This window comes from Novosphingobium sp. AAP1 (assembly GCF_001295765.1).
Taxonomy (GTDB): Bacteria; Pseudomonadota; Alphaproteobacteria; order Sphingomonadales; family Sphingomonadaceae; genus Novosphingobium; species Novosphingobium capsulatum.
The window spans coordinates 100,459-108,663 of record NZ_LJHO01000009.1 but is presented as its reverse complement, the minus strand read 5'-3'; the positions used below and the strand labels follow the sequence as shown (position 1 = coordinate 108,663).

Here is an 8,205-nt window from a genome sequence, read left to right as displayed (position 1 = left end):
GATGTTCGAGAAACTGAAGGAAGCCTACGTCAAGGCGCGCTATTCCAAACACTACCGCATCACCGAAGAGGAACTGGCCTGGTTGGGCGAGCAGGTTGAAGAGCTCGGTCGCGTGGTCCACGCTATCTGTTCCGAGCGGATTGTCCAGCTGGAAGCAACCGCGCGACGCGCCGGCTAGCAGCTGGCACCGCAGCCGTTCGGGAGTTGCTCCCCTATGCGGGACTGAACATGCGAGATGCGCCAGATCGCTGGCGCATCGTCGCGCTTGCCGCTGCCGCCTGGTATGGCGCCGCGGCTGGACCAGGCCATCCATCTACGCTTTCTTGCGGCACTAGCATGCCGGTCGGAGCCTCCCCACGGCGGGGCTCGCATGGTCTCCTGGCTCCTGTCGCCCGGTTCCACTTGACCGTTCTGGCCGCCACCCCGTCAGACCGGGGTCATTGCGCCCGATGGTGCCGACCCAGCCGGACCGATCCGGCTGGCTCGCCTTTCACGAACGCCGGTCATCGTGCCCTTCTGCCATCTACCGGGAGGCCGCCGACACCGCATCGGCGATTAGCTACCCAACGCCTGTACCGTTACGCCATCTAATCTGGCATTGATCGACGCGCCGCGACAAACACATTCTCATCCAGTTTGTCGCGCTACATCCTGTCCAGCCAGACCCTTTGTCTTGCTGGCCTGATGCCTCCAAGGGCGCCTGTCCGCGCCCTCGACCGTACCGCGCTTCCCAGCGGCGCTCTGACTGAGGGCGTTCAAGCCCGTGCGGATCTAGCCCGATGGCAAAACCGGGCGCTACGTTAGAATCGGCGGGTAGATCATGCCGGCGGCTGACGGCCGAACCGGTGGCGCAGAGCCTACGCGGGACGCGATCAGCAGTGCCATAGGGGTGGCATCGCCCCACATGCCCGCATGAATTGCCAGCAACGTGCGCCGGCAGAAAATGCCGGCACAAACCGCATGAAAATGTCAATTTGAAAGGTCCGGATCGAACATCCAGGATCGTCGCCACCGATCGTTGGGAATGTCGTGATGGACTGCTGTCTGAGTGGTGTTGTACCGGCATTTGCCAAGTGTGTCGCATAACTTGTCACTGCCGGTACACAACAAGTCTTAGCATATTTTAGGCCTGTTTGAACTTTTTTCTTCTGAAATTTGCAACCAAAAAATTTTCCGCCTCCCCGTTGTCCAAATCACTCGATATTTTCCGTATCCGCCGAAAAAGCGTTGAACGCAGCTGGATTTTTTAGACGGGGATTGGCCGAGAACCTTTCGTAAGCGGCTATCATCGTCGTATCAGGGGATGTTTTCTAGGACGGCAAAGCTCTGACCGGTATTCGACCGCATTTCAGTGAGCCTGAAATCGGCATTTGCCCCGCCGCTTCGTACGCAGACTTCAAGCTGACCATAAGACATCCGGCGGGGCATCGGGTGAGCAGACGCCGGCGTGTCCTAGGGGTTGTTCCGGCCAGAGCAGCAAGGGCACGTCCAGGGGACCGGTGCAGGCAAAGGACAGCGGCTTGGCCGATTGTCGGTGCTCTATCCGCGTCGCTCAGGCTCTCATAGGTATGATCGGTCCGTTTGGGGGATCGGGTTATCCCCCACCTGACTTCGCCGGCTCCGCCAGGCGGAAAGCCTGTCGCCTGCCCGGCAGGCGTTGCCATGGCGGCACCCCTGCGGCCTCGAAGGTCGCATCACTCTCTCGTTAAACGGCCCCCCAGACTTGCGCCGAAGCTTTCCCGGCTTCGCGATCGAGGCCATGACGGTGCGCCATGCTGTTGGCGGCATGGCGCAGAGCAAGATGGCGGGGGAGGTGATTATCAGCCGATAATACCCGCCTCAGTTCCGGCAGCCGGCACTGAGGTTAATTCCTACGATACGGACCAAAAATTATAATGATATTGACTTTCAAGGTATTGGATGGCGAGAGAAGAAAAACATTGTGACATAGGCAATGCACGCAAATGTTGCGAGAGCGACTAATATGATCCGCCATTTTGCTTGACGATCTTCCATCGCAATTCTCCTCGCATGAATCGTGCTATTCGTCGATTAGCCCGCAGCATTCCACATTCTGCTGTTTATCGCAAAGCCCGCGATTGACGTTTCCACTCCCGCTCCGGCGGCATCGGCAGCACCACAGCCGCGCTGCGCTCGGTCACCGTCTCGATCCGCAGCGGCCGAACTTTCTTGTGCCATTGCGACCGGCAGCAGATGCACCAGAAACGGTTGCGCACTTGCGACAAACGGTCGTCCCAGCCGCGCTGATGGAAATGCCACCACAGGCCATGAGGATCGAAGGTCATGGAATGCCCGCAGCGACAGACCGGGCGCACCACCAGGCGCAGGGCGGCCGCATCGGTGAGCGAGGTGGGCTCCATCAGGCCCGCCGCGTTCCAGCGCGGCATGGCGTGTCACAGTTTCAGGCCGAGTTGCTCGGCTTTGGGTGAGGCGGCCTGCAGGCGTTCAGCGATGGCGCCAGCGAGCACGCGCGCGGCGTCCTCGCGCAAGGAGGGGGAAGGGGCGGTAATGCCGATGCGTACCCAGCCTGGGGCCTCAAGGATCGCGTCCGCCATGATGTCGAGATCGATTCGTTCCATGGCGGCATTGGAACATAATAGGAACATATGTGCAACCCGAACCGAGATTTGACTCTGCGTGGCGGGCGGGAGACATCTGGGTGATGTGCAATCTTTACCGCCTGCGCGCCAATCAGGCTGAAGTTGCCCAAATCTTCGCAGCCGAGGCGGTGCCGGGCGTGAACCATGCCGAGGAAGTCTATCCGGGCTATCCCGGCCTCGTCGTCGCGCACGGACGCGCAGGCGCGATGAATTGGGGCTTTCCCGTGGTGCTCAAGGGGAAGCAGGGCCAGCCGCTCAAGCCCAAGCCTGTCACCAATGCCCGCGATGACAAGCTGCACACCCCCTTCTGGCGCGACAGCTTCGCCCGGCGGCGCTGCCTGATCCCGGTGAGCCAGTGGGCCGAACCCGAAGGCGAGCCGGGTCGCATGACGCGCACCTGGTACGGCATGCCGGGCGGCGAGGTCTTCGCGATCGGTGGGCTCTGGCGGCAAACGCCGGAATGGGGCCAGACCTATGCCATGGTCATGGTCGAAAGCAGCGCCTCAATGGCCGAGGTGCACGATCGGATGCCGGTGGTGCTGCGCTCCGAGCAGTGGAACACGTGGCTGGATGCTGCCCCCGAAACGGCCTTTGCGTTGTGCCGTACCTGGCCCGGTGTGCTGTCGATCGAGCGCACTGCAGATCGCTGGGCTGGCGGTTAGCAGCGCAGTCTCGCATCCCGATCGGCGGTCGCGCAGGGGGGCTGCCCGCGTGCATTCCCTGGGCGGGCGAACCATAGTCCGCGAAAGCTTGTCATGCCCGATGTCGGGCGAGGGCACTGCGGTAAGGCTGTGGCGCGCCGACGCATCGTTCGGATTTACCGGGTTCGCTGGCGGGCGCCCCGCTCGTCGGGATGCCGTCCCGAGCCTGCGCAAAGCCCCTGCAATACCCCTTCAGCCCGCCGTGTTACCGGCATGCGGCCGGTGCCCGCACCTCCGGGACGGAAGGGGTGTTTCCCTTGCGCTGCGCGGTGCACGGGCTTCTTGTTCGCAGGCTTTGTCTTGGCGCATCCCGGCGGGATCGGCACGCCGGCAGGACCTGGGGTAAATGCCCATGAACTCGGCCTTTCTTTCTGGCCGCATCACCTCCGACATCACCCGCTTTAACCCCGGCAGCAAAGGCGGCGTCAGCTTTACCCTCGTAACCTCGCGGCCGGTGGTCAAGGATGGCCAAGTACGCAAAGGCGAGGACGGCTATCCTGAAACCTACGACCAGTTTCACACAGTCAAGGCGTTCAGCAGCCTCGGCAACACCGTCGCCAACCATAAGAAAAAGGGCGACAAGCTGATCGTCCGCGGCGAAATCCGTTACAGCCGCAACGATAAGGCCGGCGGCACATACTACAACACCGGAATTGTCGCCGACGAGATCGTGTTTCTCTGACCAAGCCGGGGCGGCTTGTCAGGCCGTCCTGGTCCCAATCGGCAAGGCTCAGCCACGCAACTCTCTCCCGTATGCTACAGCGTTGCCTGCTCGCATCCGGACAAGACCGTAAGCCATTGTGCGAAGGTATCATACTCGAGCGGGGCGGCCACCGGCGCTGCTGATCTGCCGGTTCTGGCCCTCGTGTTCTAGCGCTGCGTGCGCTGCCTGCGACCTGGTCAGGTCAAACCTCGTCGTGCCCCCAATGCTGCGGTTTGTCGCGCCGGTGAACCCGGCGGTGTGACAAAAGTAGACGGGGCATTTTTGTCACTCCGCCAAGGCACCAAAACCACGCCAGACTTGGGCTCTCCCGACTGCGCTACGCCGCAGTACCTCGGATCTTGAAGGAGCCTGACCGTGCACTCCATTCCTGCCCCGATCTATCCCCGCTACTTGCGCACACCGGATGCAGCCGTCCATCTCGGGCTGTCGCCGCGCACGCTCGAAAAGCACCGCTGCTATGGCACCGGCCCGGTCTACCACAAGCTAGGCGGCCGGATTGTCTACGCGCTCGCTGACCTCGATGCCTGGGTCTACCCGGGGCAGCGACGCTCGACCCGTGATCCAGGACGCGGCGTAGTCCATCCTGCTCGCCGCCAGCCCGGCACCGGGCCGGTGCGGCGGTGAGCGCCCTGTCAGCCGCGTCGGCGCGCACCAAGCCGTCAACGCGCGAGGAGCCTGACCTGTTCGTGCCCCGGCGTGGTCCAATCGCACCGCGCGACGCCCAGGATCTCATGGTCTGGCCGTTCTTCAGTCTCGCCAAGAACCACCGCATCCGTCCGATTGATTTCCGCATGGGGGACGTCGCAATCCGGGTGGAAGCTACCCACGAACACGGCATGGCCACGATCTGGGATGCCGACGTGCTGATCTGGATCGCAAGCCAGATCGTCGAGGCGCGCGATGCGGGTCGTCCGACCTCGCGGATAATTGCAGCGCGCCCGCACGACATTCTCACCTTCACGCGGCGGGGCACCGGTAAGGCCAGCTACGCGCGCTTGAAGGCCGCCCTCGGCCGCCTGCAGTCGACCATGATCGCAACAACCCTCCGCCAACCCGAGCGCGGCCGCCGCCAATGCTTTTCCTGGATCGACGCGTGGCGCGAATGCAGCGATGCGCGTGGCAGGGCTTGTGGCATCGAGCTGATCGTGTCCGAGTGGTTCTATCAGGGCATACTCCAGCCGCAGTGGGTCCTGACGATTGATCGCGCCTATTTCGGTCTCACCGGCGGACTCGAGCGCTGGCTCTACCGTCTGGTGCGCAAGCATGGTGGTCGCCAGGCGGGCGGCTGGACGTTCGATCTGCCCCATCTTCACATGCGTTCGGGCCTGCTCTGGCCGCTCAAGCGCTTCGCCTTTGCGCTGCGCGGTATCGTCAGTCGCCAGGCCCTGCCGGGCTACACGCTCACGCTGTTTGCGGAACATGGCCGGCACTGGCTGCGCTTCGTGCGCTCTCCCGAAGATCGCTACGCCACCGCCCTGCGCCGGGTCGGGCTGGCGCCTGTGGATAAGTCGTCATGACACACGGACGATCAGGAACCCCGACATTCAGACCATCGGGAACCGCTTTCTCGGACGATTGGGAACCGATTGGCGTGGATCGCGCCGTTTTTTCAGAGGCTTATTCGTCACCTAACCGACCTAACCAGGAATCCTCCGGATTCCTGCTAACGCCGTCATGCTGTGGACAATCCGCTGCTGAATGCGGCCGATTGGGTAGAACGGCGTGCGCAGGGGCGGCGACCAGCAACGCCTCGGCTAGCGGCGCGACCGATGATCCACTGACCCATGTCACGCTGTTCTGGCCGCACGGCCGCTGCGAGCACTGGCTTCGTTTCGGCAAGCCGGTCGCCACCAGCCGCGGCGAGAGGGGGCGCCGCGTTGAGAGCTATGCGCCAGGCCAGATTTTCGCGCTGGTGCGCTGGGCAGGCCATGACCATGGCACTGCCCTCTCGCACCTTGCCATCGTCCGCGCTCTGCCACGCGGCACCGCCGTTTCGCGCCTCGCATCGGTCGATCCGGGCGGCGAAATCCTCCTTGCCGTCCAGGGCTGGCGCCGCGTAGCCCGCGTCTTTGCCGTAATCGCTGCGATCGAGGCGCTGGGCGTTGCGCCCGAGGAGGTCGCTGCGGATCACTGGCGGCTCATCCACCACCGCCTTGCCGCGCGCCGGACAGCGCGGATCAACGACCCCCGGTGCCAGGTCGCCTGGCTCGCACGGCGGGAGAGACAAGCATGAACCGGCGCACCCTGCTTGCGATGGAGCTGGCCGTGGCCGCTCTGGTTGTGCCGACCCTGCTGCCTTCCCGGCCGCGCCTGGTATGGAATGCGTCGTCCAGCGTGCCAACCGGGCTTTACTGGATCGAGCCGGCCACGCAGCTGCTGCCAGGCGAGCGGCTCGTGGTGCGCCTGCCGGCGCCGTGGTCCACGCTGATGGCACGGCGCGGCTACTTGCCGGCCGGCGTGCCGCTGATCAAGCCCTTGGCAGCGGCAGCAGGCACGCGCGTCTGCCGATTTGGCTCAGAGGTCACGATTGCCGGCCGCCCGGTGGCAGTGGCGCGCGCGAGAGATCGCATTGGCCGCCCGCTGCCGGTTTGGTCAGGTTGCGTCTACCTCGCTCGTGATCAGTTGTTCCTGCTCGCGCCAGCGCGCGGGGACAGTGTCGACAGCCGCTATTTCGGGCCAGTGCCGCGCAGCGCGGTGCTTGGCGTTGCCCACCCCGTGTGGACCGACGAGCGTGGCACCGGCCAACGTGTGTGGTTCGCTGCTGGCGCGTCCCTGCCTCCGCTTTCCCCTTTACCAAGGATGCGGCCATGAGCCCGAGCGATCCACTTCGCATAATGGCTGCGGGCGCTTGCCGCCCGGGACCGAGGTTGCTCTGGCCAGGCGCGCTGCTGTCGGGTTTGCCAGCGGGCGGAGATGGCAAGTGGGCTGGCGAATACCGGCTAGAGGCCATTGTGTCCGGGTTCGCGGCGCAGTGCAGACGGCTATTGCGCGCCAGCGACAGGCCGTTTTGTCCGGCACGTTCCGGGGCGGCGTGGCCATTGCTGTGGCGCTGCGCCATGCGACATCTCGCGGCTGTCCCGGCAGCAATCTGGGCCTGTGGTCTGGGACTGCCTGCCGTGCCGGCTTGCGCTAAGCCGGTGCCGCGTGTGGCAGCGCCAGACCCCGCTAGCCGATCGCCGTGGGCACCGTTCGTCGCTGAAGCGGCCGCGCGGTTCGCCTTGCCTGAGGCCTGGCTGATGGCGATCCTGGCCGCCGAAAGCGGCGGCAATCCCGCCGCTGTCTCGCCGGCCGGCGCGATGGGCTTGATGCAACTCATGCCGGCTACCTGGCGCGCGCTGTCCCGCGCCCATGGCTTGGGTGACGATCCCTTCGCCCCTCGCGCCAATATTCTTGCTGGCGCGGCTTATCTGCGCAGTTTGCATGATCGCTACGGCAGTCCGGGCTTTCTTGCCGCCTACAACGCCGGACCGGGGCGCTACGAAGCCTATCTCCGCAGCGGGCGTCCCTTGCCCGCCGAGACGATGCGTTATGTGACACGCCTCGCCCCCCGGCTTGCCGTGCCGGGGAATGTCGGTGCCGCTGACCCCACGATGCCAGAGCCGCATCCGGCATTACCGGACTGGCGTGCTGCCCCGTTGTTTTCCTCACCGCACCAGCCTGCCGCAGCAGCCGCTGCGATGAGCCCGGTCACGGTGGATGCGGACGTTGGGCTACCCAGCGCGGGCCTGTTTCCTCGGGAATGGGGGAGCCGCCAGCCATGACTGCGCAGCGTGCACCGTTGCGGCCATTTTGGCGGCCAGAGGCATTGCTGCCTGCGGATACCGGCCTGTCGGCATGGAGGCCAGGAGGCGGCGGAAAAGACGTGGCGCTCTCGCCTTGGAGCGCAGCGATTGCCCGAGTTGTCGCTGTGCCGCCGGCATGCGGTGCCCGTCACAGGCAGGCCTGGGACGGGATTAGAATGGTCAGCAGTAGCCGCGGCGCGGCCTCGCATGCGCCTGCCTTGGTCACTGCAGATCGGGCACCGGGCCCGGGGCTGACCTGCTGCCTGCATCAGGCAGCGCAGCCCGATACGCATTTGCTCCGCATTTGCCGGCAGGACGCGACCGCCATGGCGATGTTCCCTTGGCGCGTGGGCCACCTTCGCTTCGTCTGTCCTTGG

Annotated in this window: 9 protein-coding genes and 1 pseudogene; 8 read left to right on the top strand and 2 right to left on the bottom strand. The window is 64.7% G+C overall.

The genetic code is table 11. The annotated features are described in order from the left end of the window. Nucleotides 1-178: pseudogene (locus tag IP65_RS20970) on the top strand (nucleotidyltransferase); the annotation flags it as partial. 1,903 nt (nucleotides 179-2,081) lie between these two features. Here IP65_RS20970 and IP65_RS15965 read toward each other — a convergent pair. Next, the gene (locus IP65_RS15965; RefSeq protein ID WP_054132311.1) at nucleotides 2,082-2,408 is read right to left on the bottom strand and encodes a hypothetical protein; all 327 of its coding nucleotides are present in this window, start codon (nucleotides 2,406-2,408) and stop codon (nucleotides 2,082-2,084) included. 6 nt (nucleotides 2,409-2,414) lie between these two features. Beyond that, nucleotides 2,415-2,600: a DUF6771 family protein gene (locus IP65_RS15960; protein ID WP_054132310.1), complete on the bottom strand. Its 186-nt coding sequence runs from the start codon at nucleotides 2,598-2,600 to the stop codon at nucleotides 2,415-2,417. 83 nt (nucleotides 2,601-2,683) lie between these two features. Between IP65_RS15960 and IP65_RS15955 the strand changes: the two genes are divergently transcribed. From IP65_RS15955 to IP65_RS22240, 7 genes are all read left to right on the top strand, one after another. Further along, the gene (locus tag IP65_RS15955) at nucleotides 2,684-3,283 is read left to right on the top strand and encodes an SOS response-associated peptidase (RefSeq protein WP_054132309.1); all 600 of its coding nucleotides are present in this window, start codon (nucleotides 2,684-2,686) and stop codon (nucleotides 3,281-3,283) included. Nucleotides 3,284-3,674: 391 nt separating this feature from the next. Beyond that, the gene (locus IP65_RS15950) at nucleotides 3,675-4,004 is read left to right on the top strand and encodes a single-stranded DNA-binding protein (protein WP_054132308.1); all 330 of its coding nucleotides are present in this window, start codon (nucleotides 3,675-3,677) and stop codon (nucleotides 4,002-4,004) included. A gap of 396 nt (nucleotides 4,005-4,400) precedes the next feature. Continuing rightward, nucleotides 4,401-4,670 (top strand): AlpA family transcriptional regulator, encoded by a 270-nt coding sequence (locus tag IP65_RS20965; protein WP_082350196.1) that lies wholly within the window; start codon nucleotides 4,401-4,403, stop codon nucleotides 4,668-4,670. Between the two features lie 5 nt (nucleotides 4,671-4,675). Then, the gene (locus tag IP65_RS15945) at nucleotides 4,676-5,563 is read left to right on the top strand and encodes a replication initiator protein A (protein ID WP_369801304.1); all 888 of its coding nucleotides are present in this window, start codon (nucleotides 4,676-4,678) and stop codon (nucleotides 5,561-5,563) included. A gap of 191 nt (nucleotides 5,564-5,754) precedes the next feature. Further along, the gene (locus tag IP65_RS21415) at nucleotides 5,755-6,279 is read left to right on the top strand and encodes a DUF2840 domain-containing protein (protein ID WP_197279268.1); all 525 of its coding nucleotides are present in this window, start codon (nucleotides 5,755-5,757) and stop codon (nucleotides 6,277-6,279) included. Beyond that, entirely contained in the window at nucleotides 6,276-6,857 is a 582-nt protein-coding gene (locus IP65_RS15935; protein ID WP_054132306.1) for a S26 family signal peptidase, read from the top strand. The genes IP65_RS21415 and IP65_RS15935 overlap by 4 nt, the downstream gene beginning before the upstream one ends. Beyond that, nucleotides 6,854-7,807, top strand: coding sequence for a lytic transglycosylase domain-containing protein (locus IP65_RS22240; protein ID WP_369801300.1), 954 nt, complete (start codon nucleotides 6,854-6,856; stop codon nucleotides 7,805-7,807). The genes IP65_RS15935 and IP65_RS22240 overlap by 4 nt, the downstream gene beginning before the upstream one ends. Nucleotides 7,808-8,205 lie beyond the last annotated feature (398 nt).

Excerpts from the sequence above, each read along its gene's own strand:
- IP65_RS15935 (WP_054132306.1), top strand. The coding sequence starts at position 6,276 with ATGAACCGGCGCACCCTGCTTGCGATGGAGCTGGCCGTGGCCGCTCTG.
- IP65_RS15960 (WP_054132310.1), bottom strand. The coding sequence starts at position 2,600 with ATGGAACGAATCGATCTCGACATCATGGCGGACGCGATCCTTGAGGCC.
- IP65_RS22240 (WP_369801300.1), top strand. The coding sequence starts at position 6,854 with ATGAGCCCGAGCGATCCACTTCGCATAATGGCTGCGGGCGCTTGCCGC.
- IP65_RS15965 (WP_054132311.1), bottom strand. The coding sequence starts at position 2,408 with ATGCCGCGCTGGAACGCGGCGGGCCTGATGGAGCCCACCTCGCTCACC.
- IP65_RS15950 (WP_054132308.1), top strand. The coding sequence starts at position 3,675 with ATGAACTCGGCCTTTCTTTCTGGCCGCATCACCTCCGACATCACCCGC.
- IP65_RS15955 (WP_054132309.1), top strand. The coding sequence starts at position 2,684 with ATGTGCAATCTTTACCGCCTGCGCGCCAATCAGGCTGAAGTTGCCCAA.